16 protein-coding genes are annotated in these 17,677 nt (G+C 38.4%); 6 read left to right on the top strand and 10 right to left on the bottom strand.

Features of this window, described 5'->3' with window-relative positions; all coding sequences use genetic code 11:
• Nucleotides 1–142: 142 nt before the first annotated feature.
• On the bottom strand, nucleotides 143–3,016 hold the full coding sequence (gene gcvP, locus M2408_RS19035; protein ID WP_259185560.1) for an aminomethyl-transferring glycine dehydrogenase: 2,874 nt from the start codon (nucleotides 3,014–3,016) through the stop codon (nucleotides 143–145).
• A gap of 556 nt (nucleotides 3,017–3,572) precedes the next feature.
• Between gcvP and ctlX the strand changes: the two genes are divergently transcribed.
• On the top strand, nucleotides 3,573–4,526 hold the full coding sequence (gene ctlX / locus M2408_RS19030) for a citrulline utilization hydrolase CtlX (protein WP_259185542.1): 954 nt from the start codon (nucleotides 3,573–3,575) through the stop codon (nucleotides 4,524–4,526).
• 504 nt (nucleotides 4,527–5,030) lie between these two features.
• On the opposite strand, the gene M2408_RS19025 is transcribed toward ctlX, so the two are convergent.
• The 7 genes from M2408_RS19025 to rpmB all read right to left on the bottom strand — a co-directional run bounded on the left by M2408_RS19025 (nucleotide 5,031) and on the right by rpmB (nucleotide 13,597).
• Complete coding sequence (locus M2408_RS19025) at nucleotides 5,031–8,198, bottom strand: TonB-dependent receptor (RefSeq protein WP_259185535.1); 3,168 nt, start codon at nucleotides 8,196–8,198, stop codon at nucleotides 5,031–5,033.
• A gap of 242 nt (nucleotides 8,199–8,440) precedes the next feature.
• Nucleotides 8,441–10,030 (bottom strand): bacillithiol biosynthesis cysteine-adding enzyme BshC, encoded by a 1,590-nt coding sequence (bshC, locus tag M2408_RS19020; RefSeq protein ID WP_259185533.1) that lies wholly within the window; start codon nucleotides 10,028–10,030, stop codon nucleotides 8,441–8,443.
• Nucleotides 10,031–10,350: 320 nt separating this feature from the next.
• Complete coding sequence (gene rimO / locus M2408_RS19015) at nucleotides 10,351–11,688, bottom strand: 30S ribosomal protein S12 methylthiotransferase RimO (protein ID WP_259185515.1); 1,338 nt, start codon at nucleotides 11,686–11,688, stop codon at nucleotides 10,351–10,353.
• Nucleotides 11,689–11,785: 97 nt separating this feature from the next.
• A complete protein-coding gene (gene ftsY, locus M2408_RS19010; protein ID WP_120261247.1) occupies nucleotides 11,786–12,748 on the bottom strand; it encodes a signal recognition particle-docking protein FtsY in 963 nt (320 codons plus the stop codon).
• A gap of 134 nt (nucleotides 12,749–12,882) precedes the next feature.
• Nucleotides 12,883–13,050 (bottom strand): DUF4295 domain-containing protein, encoded by a 168-nt coding sequence (locus M2408_RS19005; RefSeq protein ID WP_223584084.1) that lies wholly within the window; start codon nucleotides 13,048–13,050, stop codon nucleotides 12,883–12,885.
• Between the two features lie 54 nt (nucleotides 13,051–13,104).
• Nucleotides 13,105–13,287 carry a 50S ribosomal protein L33 gene (gene rpmG / locus M2408_RS19000; protein WP_002998409.1) on the bottom strand — a complete coding sequence of 61 codons (183 nt, stop codon included), beginning with the start codon at nucleotides 13,285–13,287 and terminating at the stop codon, nucleotides 13,105–13,107.
• Nucleotides 13,288–13,363: 76 nt separating this feature from the next.
• Entirely contained in the window at nucleotides 13,364–13,597 is a 234-nt protein-coding gene (gene rpmB, locus M2408_RS18995) for a 50S ribosomal protein L28 (protein WP_046672597.1), read from the bottom strand.
• A 218-nt stretch (nucleotides 13,598–13,815) separates the two neighbouring features.
• Here rpmB and M2408_RS18990 point away from each other — a divergent pair, with 218 nt between their 5' ends.
• The 3 genes from M2408_RS18990 to M2408_RS18980 all read left to right on the top strand — a co-directional run bounded on the left by M2408_RS18990 (nucleotide 13,816) and on the right by M2408_RS18980 (nucleotide 15,560).
• Complete coding sequence (locus M2408_RS18990; protein WP_223584083.1) at nucleotides 13,816–14,082, top strand: signal peptidase; 267 nt, start codon at nucleotides 13,816–13,818, stop codon at nucleotides 14,080–14,082.
• A complete protein-coding gene (recO, locus tag M2408_RS18985; protein WP_259185441.1) occupies nucleotides 14,066–14,788 on the top strand; it encodes a DNA repair protein RecO in 723 nt (240 codons plus the stop codon). Before M2408_RS18990 ends, recO begins: the two co-directional genes overlap by 17 nt.
• 262 nt (nucleotides 14,789–15,050) lie before the next feature.
• Nucleotides 15,051–15,560, top strand: a complete 510-nt coding sequence (locus M2408_RS18980) for a DUF805 domain-containing protein (protein WP_259185431.1) — start codon at nucleotides 15,051–15,053, stop codon at nucleotides 15,558–15,560.
• 111 nt (nucleotides 15,561–15,671) lie between these two features.
• On the opposite strand, the gene M2408_RS18975 is transcribed toward M2408_RS18980, so the two are convergent.
• Nucleotides 15,672–15,875, bottom strand: coding sequence for a quinol oxidase subunit 4 (locus M2408_RS18975; protein WP_120261252.1), 204 nt, complete (start codon nucleotides 15,873–15,875; stop codon nucleotides 15,672–15,674).
• Between the two features lie 116 nt (nucleotides 15,876–15,991).
• Nucleotides 15,992–16,183: a cold-shock protein gene (locus M2408_RS18970; RefSeq protein WP_046672593.1), complete on the bottom strand. Its 192-nt coding sequence runs from the start codon at nucleotides 16,181–16,183 to the stop codon at nucleotides 15,992–15,994.
• Nucleotides 16,184–16,345: 162 nt separating this feature from the next.
• Here M2408_RS18970 and M2408_RS18965 point away from each other — a divergent pair, with 162 nt between their 5' ends.
• Together M2408_RS18965 and M2408_RS18960 are read left to right on the top strand one after the other, a co-directional pair.
• Nucleotides 16,346–17,062, top strand: coding sequence for an SIMPL domain-containing protein (locus M2408_RS18965; protein WP_259185410.1), 717 nt, complete (start codon nucleotides 16,346–16,348; stop codon nucleotides 17,060–17,062).
• A gap of 2 nt (nucleotides 17,063–17,064) precedes the next feature.
• Nucleotides 17,065–17,562: a DUF4112 domain-containing protein gene (locus tag M2408_RS18960; protein ID WP_120261254.1), complete on the top strand. Its 498-nt coding sequence runs from the start codon at nucleotides 17,065–17,067 to the stop codon at nucleotides 17,560–17,562.
• Nucleotides 17,563–17,677 lie beyond the last annotated feature (115 nt).

Here is a 17,677-nt window from a genome sequence, read left to right as displayed (position 1 = left end):
TATTTGCCTAGTCCCAATTCGTCTCACACTAAAGGTCAATACATTTTGTATAACAAAAATATAATGACCTTTTCTAAATTTTCAGTAAAAATAAAAGCCCCTCCGATGTGGAGAGGCTTTAAGGATATTATTTTTAAGGCTATTACGCCTCAGCATATTCTTCGATAGAAGGACATGAACAGATCAATGTACGGTCTCCCTGAGAGTCGTTTACACGACCTACAGAAGGCCAGAACTTACGTTCTCTTACATACTCCAACGGGTAAGCCGCTGTTTGACGACTGTAAGGTCTATCCCACTCATCTGCAGTAACCACTGCTGCTGTGTGCGGAGCATGCTTCAATACGTTATTTGCTTGTTCTACTTCGCCGGATTCAACCGCAGCAATCTCCTGACGAATGGCAACTAATGCATCACAAAAACGATCCAATTCAGCTTTAGATTCAGACTCCGTTGGTTCAACCATCAATGTTCCCGCAACAGGGAAAGAAACTGTTGGTGCATGGAAACCGTAGTCCATCAAACGTTTTGCGATATCAGCAACTTCGATACCTACATTTTTGAATCCACGGCAATCTAAGATCATCTCATGTGCACAACGACCATTGCTACCAGAATAAAGTACTGGGTAGGCATTTTCCAAACGCGCTTTAATATAGTTTGCATTCAGTACTGCTGTACGTGTAGCATTAGTCAACCCTTCACCACCCATCATCGAAATATAAGCGTGGGAGATAATCAAGATTGATGCCGAGCCAAATGGTGCAGCCGAAACAGCAGTAATTCCTTCTTCTCCTGAAGTAGAAACAACTTGATGGTTTGGTAAGAAAGGTACCAAGTGTTTAGCAACACCGATCGGCCCCATACCTGGACCACCACCACCATGTGGAATACAGAACGTTTTATGCAAGTTTAAGTGACAAACGTCAGCACCAATATGGCCCGGACTAGTCAAACCTACCTGTGCATTCATGTTTGCTCCATCCATATATACCTGACCACCATTGGCGTGAATGATTTCACAAACTTCAATGATAGATTCCTCAAATACACCATGTGTAGATGGGTAAGTTACCATTAAAGAGTTCAGGTGAGCAGCATGCTCTTCTGCTTTTGCTCTTAAATCTGGGATATCAATATTTCCAAGTTCATCACATTTCACTACCACCACTTTCAGACCAGCCATTGAAGCCGATGCAGGGTTTGTACCATGTGCGGAAGCTGGAATCAAACAGATGTTACGGCCATGATCGCCGCGACTCTCATGATAAGCACGGATAACCATTAGACCTGCATATTCACCTTGCGCTCCTGAATTAGGCTGAAAGCTCATTTTAGCAAAACCAGTAATCTCTGATAACCAATCGTTCAATTCACCGATCATCTGCATGTAACCCGAAGTTTGATCTGTTGGTGCAAATGGATGTAATCCACCAAATCTCGCCCAGGTAACTGGAGTCATTTCAGCTGTCGCATTCAGCTTCATTGTACATGAACCCAATGGGATCATAGAATGACACAACGATAAATCTTTCGCTTCCAACGATTTAATATAGCGTAACATTTCATGTTCAGAATGGTAGCTATTAAAGTTTGGATGAGTTAAGTAAGCTGAAGTACGAACCAATTCCGCAGGAATCGAAGAGCTTAAGTTTTCCTCTAGCGTATCGAAATCTACATCGTTCAATGTTTTGCCTTGAATTTTTGCAAACACTTTTACGATCGTTTTGATATCCTCATAGGTTGTTGTTTCATCGATAGCGATAGAAACTTGTGAACCGTTGTAGTAGAAGTTCAATTCATTGTTCAACGCTTCAGATTTTAAAGCGCCAGCGTGTCCACCTAAATCTACACGTAGAGTATCAAAGTAAGCGTTATTCAATTGAGTATAACCCAAAGACTGTAAAGCTTGATCCAATAAATTTGCCAAAGCATTGATACGGGATGCAATATTTTTGATTCCTTCTGGACCATGGTAAACAGCGTAGAAAGAGGCCATAATAGCCAATAAAGCTTGCGCTGTACAGATATTCGAAGATGCTTTATCACGACGGATATGTTGCTCACGAGTTTGTAAAGCCATGCGTAAAGCGTACTTTCCATTTGAATCAGAAGTTACACCAATGATACGTCCGGGAATATTACGTTTGAAGCTATCACGTGTAGCGAAGAATGCTGCATGAGGACCACCGAATCCCATTGGTACACCAAAACGTTGTGAGTTACCAACAACAACATCTGCCCCCCATTCTCCCGGAGGAGTCAACAAGGCTAAACTCATTAGATCCGCAGCCGCACATACTGTAATATTTTTACTGTGTGCAGCGTCAGCAAATGATTTGTAATCAATGATTGATCCGTCCGCCGCTGGGTATTGTACAAATGCAGCAAAAACATCATCTGTCAGTTCTGATTCTTGAATAGCTGTAATTTTCAGCTCGATACCGAAAGAAAGCGCACGCGTCTTTAACACGTCGATCGTCTGTGGATAAGCATTTTCAGAAACCAAGAATACATTTGCATCTTTGTTTTTACGCGCTGAGTAAAGCATAAACATCGCTTCAGCAGCAGCTGTAGCTTCATCCAACAATGAAGCGTTTGCAATTTCCAATCCAGTAAAATCAGAAATAACGGTCTGAAAGTTTAACAGTGCTTGTAAACGACCTTGGGCAATTTCTGCTTGGTAAGGAGTATATTGTGTATACCATCCTGGGTTTTCAAACACATTACGTTGAATTACACCTGGAAGGATCACGTCATAGTAACCTTGACCAATAAAAGATTTAAAAACTTTATTTTTCTCTGCGATTTCCGCTATCCGCTTTAAATAAGCAACCTCAGACAATGCTTTTGGAAGATTTAAAGGTTTTGGAGCGCGGATTTGAGAAGGGACCGTTTGGTCAATTAGCTGGTCAATTGACGATACGCCCAATTTGGCCAACATTTCATTCGCTTCAACTGGACTTGGGCCATTGTGGCGACTTTCGAATTTTTCTTGGAAGTGTATATTGCTCATGTGTGCAAAAAGTTAACGCTTATAGACAGTTAGCGACATAATAATTAGGTAATTAACTCTCTTATAAACAGTCGTTTTTTGGATGAGCAAAGATAGCAAAATAAATGACTGAAAACGAAGCAAAAAAGTGGATAAAAAGTCAGTTTTAAATACAAGCGAATGTGCAATCGATTGTCCTCACTACATTAAAATTAAAATAAAAACAACCAATAACTATTAGCTTTAAAAATATACCAACCAATCCTGAAATAAATTGACACAATGACAAAAAACAAAAGATTATGCTACTATTTTTCAACCATCATTTTTTCTTTTTAAAGATATTCTTTTTGCAATGGCGCTGATTTTTCGATACATTAGTATAAGTACCAATTGTAAAGTGATTGCTGACACAACGAAATTATTCAAAACGAATGTCAGGCATATTCTGGAATAGCTGATGCGCTTAAAAATATCGCGAACCGGTATTTTCTCTTTCCTACAATAGGACTCATACAAGTAAGAATATCATTTCTTTTTTAACAAATATAAACCAGCGAAGTAACGATTATAAATCATGAGAAAACAGGTAACAGACAGCGTCCTTCTAGTAAGACCCTCTGTCTTCCGCAAAAATGAACAGACCGCAGTCAATAATTTTTTCCAAAAGGATATTGAAAACCTAAGCGGCGAAGAAGTAAATAGAGAAGCACAAGGAGAATTTGATGCTCTTGTCAATGAATTGAAATCACATGGTATTTTAGTGACCGTCATTCAGGATGATGAAAAATCCGAAAGCCCAGACAGTATATTTCCGAACAATATTGTCTCTTTCCATCAGGATGGCAAAATTATCTTTTATCCGATGTTTGCCCCCAACCGCCGAAAAGAACATTTATTGGACTTTGAGGGGCCATTGAAGCAAAATGGTTATTATGTAAAGTTGATTAAAGACCTCAGCGAATCCGAAAATAATCGACAATATTTAGAAGGAACAGGTGCTCTTGTACTAGATCGCACACATCGTATTGCATATTGTGCCCTATCTGAACGAGCAGACCGAGCCATGTTGGACGAATACTGTAAAACTGAAAACTATACGCCTATTGTCTTTCATGCATTTCAGACAGTCAATGGCGAACGTAGACCTATCTACCATACCAACGTGGTATTGGCCGTGGGAGAAGATTTTGCAATTTTATGCCCCACTGCGATTGATAATCCATCTGAGCGTGATGCGCTACTAAAGAAATTAAAAGAAACAGGTAAGGAAATCATCGAGATCAACGAAAATCAACTGGAAAATTTTGCAGCAAATTGCCTTCAGGTAAGAAACAAATATGGAAATCGCTTTATTGTCCTAAGTGATAAAGCATTGTCGTCATTGACACTGTACCAAACAGCACAATTGGAAAAACATGGCAAAATCATTCATCAAGATTTACATGTCATTGAAACCTGTGGTGGAGGCAGTGTCCGTCATATGATGGCTGAAGTATTCCTGCCAAAAGAAAAAGTGATGAATGCTTAGGCATTCATCACTTCCATAGATAATCAAATTTCAAAGATAAAATAAAGTAAGACGCATCTTGCAATTTCCCTTGCCCCTTCCTGTAAATAACTTATGGACAAGTTTACACTAAATTCGCTCTGCCCCCAACTTGTAAAAAACGTGTAACCGCAATGAGAGCAGCCCTAAAGGTGGACTCAAGGTAGATTCACTGTGCACTCAAACTACTTACAGGGCGAATTTGATAATAATATGGTGTTAATTTGGTACCCAACAAAACTAGTGACGAACCAACAATCGCCGTCAAACATACACGGGAAAACTCATGGCAAAACAACGATCTCACCCTTGATATCGACATCGTTCTATTTTTTCGTAAAAAAAAACCTATTGTAAAAAAAGGACCAAATTCTTACTGAATTTTGGTCCTTTCTCCTTTGGTTTAATGAATTTTTAGAGTTTTATTTGGAGCCATTTGCCAAAATCGGCTTTTGATACAGCTCCTTGCCATTTTTCTAAATCATATTAAAAAGAATAACGTAATCCCAACTGAAATTGATATGGATTGCCCGAACGTGAGATAACCCCAGTATTTGCTACACTGTAATTAAACTGTTGTAAAGTAGCGTCAAATTGTGGCAAAGCCTTGCCATCTGCATCTTTTCCACCCAAAGCATATAATCTTTGATTTCCGAGTGCTTCATTTACACCCCAGGTTTTCTTAAATAAGTTGGCAACGTTGAAGAGGTCTCCGGAGACCTCCAAAGCATGATTCTTATATAAATTGAACTTTTTAGCAATCCGCAGATCTATTATACCATAGAAACCATTTACCCCTCCGTTACGCTGAGCGATTTTACCCTCATATTTCTTGATATAATCTTTGAGGCTTTGGCTCGCAGCATTATCCAATAAATTATTCAATCCATCAACTATACGTTTTGGAGTGTTTGCATTATTCGGATCAAAAACAAAAGCTAGATCATTATCATTGGTAACAAAGTCTCCGTTGATATTTCCTCCAGCTAATAAGCTGTAGCGCGTACCACCGATACCTGAATAGCGAACCCCTACACTGACTCCATAGAATGTTGGCAAAGTACCATAGATAACTATCTTATTGCGAAATTGCGTATTTGAATAGCTCATCACACTTAGGTCCCTTGGATCATCTTTCACGGCCAAAGACAGTGTAGCTGTGTTGGCCACATTTCCATTGAATGAAGTATTATCTCTTGCATCATTCCAGGTATAACTTACAGATATGGATCCATCTTTGTAATATTGATAGCTAGCATCCAATACAACTGCGAATTGATTAACTTTTCCTTCGGAATTCAATTCCAAAACGCGTCCGTATTTATTAGAAATCCTTCCTTGTTTCCAATCTGGAGCACCGGCAACGATAGTAGAAGCCGGGACAAATACGCCCCTGTTATCTTCATTCGCTAATCTGAAGAAAGGATCTTTCACCATATTACGATCCACATACATATAGTTATTACGTCCCAAATTCATATATCCTGAAAGACTTGCTTTTAGCTTCTCTGTAAAGAAGTGTGTATAAGATATATTTGCTTTATACACCACTGGAATCTTTGCATCTGGTCCATAGGTGTTAATCGTTGGCGTTTGAAATTGTGCCAATGTTGGCGTGGTAGAAGGATCTTTTCTGTAACCTATGAAATCTGGCGTAGGCACATCTTTACCACGCACATCAACCGTAGCAAAATGCTTTCCATCGAAAGTAAGGTTATTAATCGTCATATAGTTATTGATATCCGATGCGAAAATCCCCCCTCCGACACGGAAAAAGTCTTTACGCTCTTCGTTTACATCCCAGGTCATCTGAAAACGTGGTTGCACAACAAAAGATTTCAGTTTATGGTCTGTACGAACGCCAACTTCTTTTAACAGATCTTCATTCAGTGGTGAGGTTGGATAATGGCCGTAATCTAATCGTAGCCCAGCTACCAGATCCAAGCCTTTGGCTAATTTGGTCTGTAATTGCCCGTAGACACCTGCATTAAATATATTGCCCGTAACCGTTGGATCTGCCACCAATGGAACCTCACGGTAATAGTTATATGGTGTCATTGCTTCGAAATTCTGCAATGCCGTATTTCCATTGTCGCTCGGTCTAAAGTGGAAGCGGCCATTCACCTCACTACCATAAATAGAACTCGCATGCGTATACATCAGATCCACACCGAAAGTATAATTGATATTATCGGTGCTATAATAGATATTATCGACAAGTTGCAGTACGTTATTTTTGAAGGATTCCTGAGCAAAACGATGCCCACCCAATTGCAATGTTTTAGTACCAGTAGTAGACTTTATATCCTCGACGATCGCACGCGGAATATTTTGACTTGGCAAAAGATCTCCTGGGCTACTCTTTTGGTAGGTATAAAGGTGTTGCACTTTTAATTCATTGGTGATCTTAGGGGATACGGTTGTACGTAATGTGGCCAATAAGCTATTGTCAATATTTTTATCATTTCCATATGATTCATACATCATGATGTCCTTATTGTCTTGCAACCCCAGCCTGTTCATATCGCTTGTAAAATTGTTTCGAACCGTTAAGAGACTCTTATCATTTATTTGCCAGTCAATACGTCCAAAGATTGCATTTGATGGACGTTTTTTATCAAAAGAACCTGTCTGCGCCTCCTGTCCCAAGCCATATTTTCTACGTCCAATATCCACAAATTGATCAAGGTTGTCTCTTGTGATACCGAAACGTTCTTCATCAAACGTTGAGCTTATATCAGCAATTATCAACGGCCGAGCATCACGTTGATGATCCCATGCAACAAAATAATGGAGTTTATCTTTAATAATCGGACCTCCCAAAGTGAATCCATATTGGTAAGTGGAGAAATCATTCATCCGCTTTTTACCATTGATATCATAAGGACTGGACAACCAATCCGCTCTGGAATATAACCATGCACTGCCCTGAGTCTTGTTTGTTCCCTGTTTGGTCACGGCACTGACTGTTCCGCCACCTGCTCTTCCATAGGTGACATCATACTGGTTTGTTACCACCTTAAATTCGCGGACCGCTTCAATAGAGATGGAATAAGGAGCACCACTCCGACTAGTTGTTGAACCTGCCGAAGTAGGATTTTTTGCATTCATACCATCTATCGTAAAATTGGTAGAAGATCCTAATTGCCCACTAATATTATCTTTATTGCTTAACGGAGACAGATCCATTAAAGACGTAAAGTTACGACCATTGACAGGTAGTTTTGCGATATCCCGGGCTGTCACCGCAGTTGCAGCACCAAGGTTCTCAATTTTATTTTTCAATGTACTTACTCCTGTGAGTTCAACTGTCTCCAATACGTTAGATGTATTTTGAATCGGAATATTCAAGCGAATCATATCGCCCTGGTTTAGTGTGAAGCCCGAACGAATCTGTTCGCCATAACCAATAAAGGTAACTTTGATAATATATGGCCCTCCGAGCGGAAGTTCCTTAAAATTGAAATCGCCATTGGCGTTGGTCGATGTTTTGGTGGTAAAACCCGTAGATTCGTTACGAACCTCCACTGAAGCTCCGTGAACCCCTTTGTTATTCTCGTCCGTAATCTTTCCGGAAAATCCTGCTTGGGTTGTTTGCGCATACAAACCTGTTCCTATCGCAATGGCACAAGTCGTAAGTAATATTTCTTTCATTTAGTCGTTGGTTGTAATACGACAACAAAACTACTTCGATAGTATTAACAGAAGCTAAACGAAATATTATGAAATTATAAACAAAGCATCATAAAACATGATATGAAAAAATAACGAAGCAAAAATCAAAGGTAACGGAAGATGGGTCTATGCTGAATAAAAAGGAGATTGCACAAATTACTGGTAAGTTTCATCCTCGTGCTTGCCTAGTATTCATAAAAAAGTCAGTAAAATACTGACTTTTAATATAAGATTGTAAATTTGAAATCTAGGGGATTAAAGTATTTATAGAGATCTCTAAAAAGGTTATCACCATATTTTACATACAACAAGGCAAAATTTTCAGATCGCTCTTGTAATCCTCCTCCTGGAAAGAGTTTTTCTTTTACATTGTCTATATCTGCCAATGCATGCTGATGATTTCGTTTTTCGGCTTTCATCAACTTTTTCTCCAGATTGTTCATCGCCTTTTTCAAACGAGCTTTTATCGCCTCGGTGCTGGGTCCTAGACTAGGATCAATTTTGTGTGTACGTAACCTTATCTTTCCAAAGATAGCATTCAGTTCCATCCATTCATCATTAAGATTTAATCTTTCCTTCGTATGACGACGCACATATTCTTTCTTCAAAACCTCCGCAGGGCGAAAAATGCTTTTGAAGGTTAGATCGACCCGGAAAAGCTTGGCGGCCACATTATCTTCGGTAATCATGGCTGAGTTTCGCGGAATTAAGATGGGAAAATCTATTTGGTACTGATCAAAATTAGATTTTAATTGCATCCAATAGACCATTTCTGCACCACCACCAATATAGGCCAAATTAGGAAGGATAATTTCCTGATACATTGGGCGCATCACCACATTTGGACTAAAGCGTTCAGGATGGGCATCTATTTCTCTTTCCAGCTCTTCCTTGGTAAAATATATATTTTGATGCAGAACCTCATATCGGCCGTCTGCGGCCAGAACCAAGCGTTCTCTAAATTCATCGGTCAGATAGAAGAAATTGATCTCCCGGGCATGTACCTGTGTAGAAAATCCCTTCGCTTCCAGTTCTTTTGATCTGTCTGTAATGGCCTTAAAACTATTTTCGGATAAAATATCTGCTTTGATAATCGGCTTAAATAATTCCTTCAGTTCTTTATCATCTGCATCAATAATCAAAAGACCATAGGATTTAAAAAGTTCGTTCACCAGATAACGCGTCGCATCAGATAACCTTATGTGTTTCAGATAAGCTTGCTCTACAATACGTGTAAGCTTAGCAGAATTGTCTGAAAGACCAAGGATATTGGTGTATTGCTTTACCGCATCGACAATGGATGCGGTATCCATACGTCCTGTAGCGGATACCGCAGGTGTCTCCCATGCGATTTTCTTTCCGTAGACCTTGGTATGATTAATTTCTTCAAAATCATGGTCCTCAGTTGCCATCCAATATACCGGAATAAAGTTTTTGTCCGGATGTTCGACCCGCAGGTCCTCTGACAGACGTATCGCTGTCATTATCTTAAATATAAAGTATAATGGCCCTGTAAAGATATTCAGTTGATGACCTGTGGTAATCGTATAGGTATTCTCCTGCAACAACAAATCTATATTTGCAGCTACGGTGGGAGAATCCTGCAACAATGTCGCATATTGAGCTTTTAGGCGCTCCACAAGAATGGTGCGGTGGCCAAAATGCCTTTTTTCGTGCAATTGCTTCTCAAAACCGTCAAATGTAGGCCAGTGTCCAACAAACGGTTTCAGTGCCTCGTCATGAGCCAGATAGGCCAGCAATGTTTTGGAGAAACTGTTTGTCTCACTATATTCGATATAAGTTGCTTTCATATATGCTTATTGTACGATATACAAATGTATTTAGTTTGAGCAGACAAAATACTGATTTTTAATAAAAAGCTCATTCCACTTTTAAATTATATCATTCTATTGACAAATGTCCAACTGAAACCTTCATGATTTCACAAACAGCAACAACGAAGAAAATCGACGGAAGGTTCTTTCTGACCAATAAACTGGGCATAACGAGCTCATTGATACCTCAATGAAAAAATACAAATCAAATAAAAATGCAATTTCAAAAAAAGCCTCCCCATATCTGGGAGGCTCCTCTGTATATTATTTCATGATCTGCACAGATCAATCAAGTATTATTTTTTGATTATTTCGCCATAGAGATCGAAATCCTCTGCACGATCTATTTTTACCTGAACAAAATCTCCGATCCGTGCATAGGAATCTGATGCCGAAATCAGCACCTCATTATCTACTTCCGGGGAATCATATTCTGTACGTCCGATAAAATAATCTCCGTCCACACGATCCACAAGCACTTTATAGGTATTACCTACCTTAGATTGATTAATCTCATAAGAAATGCCTTGTTGAACCTCCATAATAGCCTCAACACGTTCTTCTTTTACCTCTTGTGGCACATTATCCGCCAAGGTATGTGCATGCGTCTTTTCTTCATGAGAATAGGTAAAACAGCCCAAACGGTCAAAACGGGTTTCCTCTACCCATTCCAACATCTCCTGAAAATCTTGTTCGGTCTCGTCTGGATATCCACAGATTAATGTTGTTCGCAATGCGATATTCGGTACTTTGTCGCGAATGGCATTGACAAGATCAATCTGCTTTTGTTTGGTCGTCCCTCTACGCATAGACTTCAACATCGGGTCAGAGATATGCTGCAATGGCATATCCAGATAATTACAAATATTTGAACGCTCATTCATTGCATCCAAAATATCCATAGGAAAACCAGAAGGATAAGCATACTGTAAACGGATCCAATCGATACCATCAACATCTGATAAATGGCGCATCAAATCAGAAAGATTACGTTTACCGTAGATATCAAGTCCATAATAGGTCAAATCCTGAGCAATTAAAATCAACTCCTTGGTTCCATTTGAAGCCAAAAATTTAGCTTCTTTAACCAAATCATCAATTGATTTGGAAACATGCTTACCACGCATTAAAGGTATTGCACAGAATGAACATGGGCGATTACAACCTTCCGCGATCTTAAAATAAGAAAAGTGTGAAGGAGTCGTCAATAGACGTTCGCCTAATAATTCATGACGATAATCTGCTCCGATAGCGGTTAGCAAATCAGGCAAATCATTTGTCCCAAAATATGCATCCACACTCGGAATTTCAGCCTGCAATTCGGGTTTATAACGCTCCGATAGACATCCGGTAACAATCACCTTATTGATCTTACCTTGATCCTTTAATTCCGAATATTGCAAAATCGCATCAATGGATTCCTGTTTGGCGTTGTCAATAAAACCGCAGGTATTAATGACAACAATATCATTCTCCTGTATATTTGAGGCTTCATGGACCACCTCCATCTGATTACCTTTCAACTGGCCCATCAGCACTTCACTATCGTGAATATTTTTCGAACAGCCCAAAGTAACCACGTTCACACGTGGCTTATTGATCAAAGGGACAGATTTCGTATATTTTGTCTTCATATGATTAGAAGGGTTTGTCGAGAAACGAAGGGAGGCTGTTTATTAATCATTCCCGGTAAAGAATGAACGCCTTATTTCTGACAATTGTTTTAGTTTTCTATTTGAAAAGTGAGTCTACAAACTCCTTTTTATTAAATAATTGGAGATCGCCTATTTTCTCACCCACACCGATGTATTTCACGGGGATTTTGAACTGATCGGATATCCCGATAACAACACCGCCTTTGGCTGTTCCATCCAATTTTGTCAGTGCCAAAGCGTTTACATCTGTCGCTTGTGTGAATTGCGTACATTGTTCTATAGCATTCTGACCTGTTGAAGCATCTAAGACCAATAAAATTTCATGCGGAGCGCCGGGAACAACTTTTTGCATGACATTTTTAATTTTGGTCAATTCATTCATTAAACCAACCTTATTATGTAGACGACCGGCAGTATCAATAATACAGACATCTTCACCATTCGCTACAGCGGATTTAATGGTATCATAGGCGACCGAAGCGGGATCTGAACCCATTGCCTGTGCAACAACGCGCACATCAACACGTTCACCCCAGAGTTTAAGCTGATCTACAGCCGCCGCACGAAACGTATCCGCCGCACCCAAAACCACCTTACTTCCCCCCTGCTTAAGCTGATGGGCAAGTTTACCTATTGTGGTGGTCTTGCCAACACCGTTCACCCCGACAACCATAATTACATAGGGTTTATGATCCCCGTAATTAAAGTTTTCAAAGTCTGAGCTATTATTTTCTGCCAGTAATGTCTGAATCTCTTCTTTCAGTAAATTATTCAGCTCCGAAGTGGACACATATTTATCTCTGGCAACACGTGCCTGTATACGGTCGATGATTTTTAAAGTCGTTGTAACCCCGACATCAGAAGTAACCAAAACCTCTTCCAGATTATCAAGCACATCGTCATCCACAGTCGATTTACCGACTACAGCTTTCGTTATCTTGGAAAGAAATCCTTCTTTTGTTTTTTCCAAACCTTTATCTAAGGCTTGTTCTTCTTCTTGTGTTTGTGGTTTTTTCTTAAAAAAATCAAATAATCCCATGGAGTGTTTAGTGAAAATTGATGTCCAAATATAAACAAATGTCCTCAACAAAAAAAGCCCTTTCGGTAGGATACCAAAACGGCTATTTTTATCGAATTCTTTTTAAAGAAAAACTTTAAAAAAGGAAAATGCTACTAGTTATTTTTTTGAGCTTCTGCAACTACGTCTTTCACTTTATCGTTGTGAATCATACCTTCTTTGAAAGTATACGCGCCAGTTTTCGCAGATTTAGTAGTAATAATAACCTTTGTAAATTCTTTACCGCCACCTTTTTGTAACGATGCAACTGCTTTCTTTGCCATGGTATTTTAAATATTTTTACTCAGCCCTCTATTGCAAGTGCTAAGATCGGTGAATTACTTAATTTCTTTATGAACAGTAACTTTTCTCAATACTGGGTTGAATTTTTTCAACTCTAAACGCTCAGTTGTGTTCTTTTTGTTTTTAGTAGTGATGTAACGAGACATTCCCGGAAGACCACTTTCTTTGTGTTCAGTACATTCTAAGATAACTTGTACTCTATTTCCTTTTTTAGCCATTGTTTTACTTTATTTTGATCCTAATATAGGATTGAAATTCATGAATAATCTTAATGTAACAGGCGATAAATCAATATTAAATTGATCCTTTAACGATAAATTTATTGATCGCAGCTGTGATACCGTTCTTGTTGATAGTCTTGATAGCAGAAGTAGATACTTTCAACGTAATCCAACGATCTTCTTCTGGAATGTAAAAACGTTTAGTTTGTAAATTTGGATAGAATTTACGTTTAGTTTTAACGTTTGAGTGAGAAACGTTATTTCCTGTTAACGCTGCTTTGCCTGTTAAATCACAAATTCTTGACATGATATTATCTTTTTTGTTGTCTTTATTACAATATGTTAATCCTTTGCACTCTCTGCAAAGAGTTTGCAAATATCTATATTTTTTTTTAGATAAGCAACAACATTATGGGAATTATTTTTAAAAATAGTTCTACACAGGAATGGTATGGGCAAAAATAAAGCATTTTATTGTATTATATTTGCTCTGTAAAGAAAAATAGTTTTCAACAATTCACATTTATGAACAAATATCTTCGCAAGGGTCTAAGAGAAATAATCATTGGTGTATTATTGGTTATCCTCGGTTATTACCTCATGGAACAACGATCCAACTGGTATAAATTAGCAATGCTCGTCGGAGTGATTACCTTCAGCATTGGTTTCCTTACATTAATTTATAGAATGATTCGAAAAGTGGACCGCAATGCGATTATAGAGATGCGTGGAGAGGCTCAAAAAGAGGATATTCATAAAAAAGATAAGGAAGAAGATGCTGAACAAAACTAGGGGTATCGTCTTAAAAACAACAAATTATTCGGAAAGCAGCCTCGTCGCGCAATTATATACCGAGTCATTTGGCATGCAATCTTATCTCATTGCTGGCGCACGTAAGCCAAAGGCAAAAATCAAAGCCAATATCTTACAACCTTTACATCTGCTGGAAATTATCGCAACACACAAGGATAATGGTTCACTACAGCGCATTTCGGAAGCTCGCCAAACTCCGGTATTGCAAGAAATACCCTACGATATTATAAAAAGCTCACTGGCGCTCTTCTTAAATGAAATCTTGTATAAAGTATTAAAAGAACAGGAAAGTGACTCTTATTTATTTGAATTTATCCACCAGTCTATCCGATGGTTAGACGAAACCCATTTAAATCTGGCCAATTTTCACCTGGTATTTCTAATCAAACTGACACGCTTTCTTGGCTTTTATCCGGCCGCATCCAAACAGGCTCTGCCCTATTTTAACCTACACGAAGCAACATTTTCAAACAGTCTCCCCGAACATCCGCTTGTGCTTCAGGAACCACATACTTCAATTTTCCGGGATTTAATAACAGCAGAATACTCAAATTGTGATCACATCAAAATGTCCAGTACAGACCGACAATTTTTATTGGAAAAGTTACTGGATTTCTACCGTCTTCACCGCACAAATTTCAAGAAGATAAAATCGCTGTATATACTCGAAGAGATCTTTCGGTAGTGCTTAGTGCTGTGACCCAATCCCAAATTACAGTAAGCAAAACCTCCATGTACTGCCGCCACTTGCTAATAGGATGCACGAACTACATGCTATAAATGAAAAGGTCTTTTCATCCCCCTATTTATTCAACAATGAAATTGAACAAAAACGCATTCCATAATAATTGTTTTATCGGATAAATTATTGGTACATTTATTGTAACAGAATTGTAATAACATTGATTTACTAACACATATTTTTCACCTAAAAATCTTAAAATTATATGGAAATTAAAGATTGGTTTTTGAAAGTTGTTCGTGACAACTATGCTAATTTTGAAGGAAGGGCCCGCCGTAAAGAATATTGGATGTTCATGCTCGCCCAATTTATATTAATTTTAGCCCTCGTTATCGTCTCAGCAATTTTTTATGCTATAAGCAGTACCCTTGGAAGTTTAATCTATGGCATCATCGGCTTAGTTAGTTTAGCCCTTGTTATTCCTGGTCTTGCTGTTACCGTAAGAAGACTTCATGATACCAATAAATCAGGCTGGTTTATATTAGTATCATTGATCCCTTTTGTAGGTGGGATTTACCTACTTTATTTAGAAATCCTAGAAGGCGACAAGGGGCCTAATCAATATGGACCTGATCCAAAGGCTGTTGAAAACGGGACAAATCACCCATTCAATCAAGCCCAAGATCCATTTGGATCTTCGCAACCAAAGGATCCGTTTGGAAGTTCACAAACACCGACTTCAACTCCTCCTGCGGATAATGATCCATTCGCATAGCGCATTCTGAATAACAAAAAAGAGCTTTCAATTAATAAATGAAAGCTCTTTTTTGTTATTTCTTGTTTCGTCGATTGCCGAATTTTCTGCAAAAGCGAAAAATCCCTAAGATCAATGTTTATGTTTCTTTTTCTTCTGTTGTCCTGGAGCAAAATCTTTTGCGGATTGTTCTCCATAATATTTTTTTGCCTGACCAGGGGGCATTCCCTTCGATCCACCTTTGTGCCTATGCCCATGCCCATGATGCGTGGAATAACATGCAGACATCGAAATTGCCACCACAACAGAAAGGATCAATACTAAAGTACGTTTCATGTTAAACTATATATTTGATACATGTCAATACAATTATCAGTCCAAAATATTTGTTCAATAAAAAAGCCCATGCTGATGGCATAGGCTTTTTCACAATAAATATATCTTGAATCTAATTAGATAACTCTTACATTTACCGCATTAAGACCTTTACGGCCTTGTTCAACTTCGTAAGATACATTGTCATTCTCACGAACTTTGTCAACTAATCCAGAAACGTGAACAAAAATTTCGCTCTCGCCTGAATTAGGGATGATGAAACCGAAACCTTTGGTCTCATTAAAGAATTTTACTTTACCTTCTTGCATGGCACTATTTTATTAATTTCCCTAAAGGTATAGAAATAAAATTAAAAATCTTAACGTTTTTATTTTTTTTATGCGTTAAACTTTTTTGTCTACTTTGGCTCCAATCTTGTAGCAATGCGACAATAGCAATCGTATTATTATAAAACTTTAAGATAGTAAAACATGAAAAAAATATTATTAGGACTGGCTTTTTTAGGTTTGATGACAAAACTAAACGCTCAACAAATGGTAAATAAAGAATTTGTATCCACAGTGGGTCGCGCAGAAGAAGAAGTGACTCCAGACATCATCTATATAGATGTTACACTAAAAGAGTTTTATGACAATGGAAACACCAAGAAAAAGGTTGCTATTGACAAGTTAGAAAAAGACTTATTTGATTCGGCAACAAAAGCTGGTATTAAAAAAGAAGATTTTACGATCCAGAATATCTGGAGTTACAATACACCAGAAAAAAAGAAAAAGGATACGGATATCTTACTTTCTAGACAATACCGCATTAAAGTAACGAACTTAAACAACTTAGATCAATTGTTGGATGGGGTTGATAAAGCAGGTATTCAAAGCACTTACATCAGTGAATATGATTATTCGAAGAAAAAAGAGTTAGAAAAGACCTTAAAAACGAAAGCTGTATTGGATGCGAAAGCGAATGCGCAAATTCTTGCCGAAGCAGCAGGACAAAAAATTGGTAAAGCGATCGTACTTTCTGAGACACCGCAACAAATTATCTTTGGTGTTCAACCAATGATGCGTAATGCGATGTTTAAAGGCGCCATGGCTGAAGCAGCAGACGATGCTGGTGGAAATGGCCTTGATTTAAATATCAGACCAATGAAAGTGACCAGCGAAATCAGCGCTTCTTTCGAACTATTATAATCATGCATAGAGAATTATCTCCAGAAGATAAGAAGAAACAAATAGACCAAGATTTCGGTTGGATCAACCGAATATCTTGGTTAATGGATAATCAATTCAAGATTGGTAATTTCCGGTTCGGATTAGATCCAATTTTGAATTTGATTCCTTTGGGTGGTGCTATCGCCGGCTTTGGCACATCACTGGTGCTGGTCATCGCCATGTGGCGAAATGGTGCTAGCCCCAAGTTAGTCATCCGTATGCTGCTCAATATCACCCTTGATGCGATCTTAGGAAGCATCCCCTTTCTAGGTAACATCTTCGATTTCTATAGCAAAGCCAATGAAAAGAATATCAAACTTTTACGCGAGCACTATTATGAGGGTCGACACAAAGGCTCTGGTATAGGTATTATCCTAACAATAATATTCATATTATTTATCTTAATAGGAGGCACTTGTTACCTGATCTGGATTTTCTTTTCCTGGGCGTTTTCCCTGCTAAATGGGATTTCTTTTTAAGATCCAGCCTTTTTTATTCCTCCCTCCGTCCACAACAAACCCTTCATGCAAAAACAATTGTGCATATCTAATATCTATTTAATAATTTTGATAGCGATAGATGCTGTTTTGACCT

The organism is Sphingobacterium sp. BIGb0165 (assembly GCF_024810095.1).
Lineage (GTDB): Bacteria > Bacteroidota > Bacteroidia > Sphingobacteriales > Sphingobacteriaceae > Sphingobacterium > Sphingobacterium detergens.
This window is presented reverse-complemented; position numbering and strand designations above follow the sequence as displayed.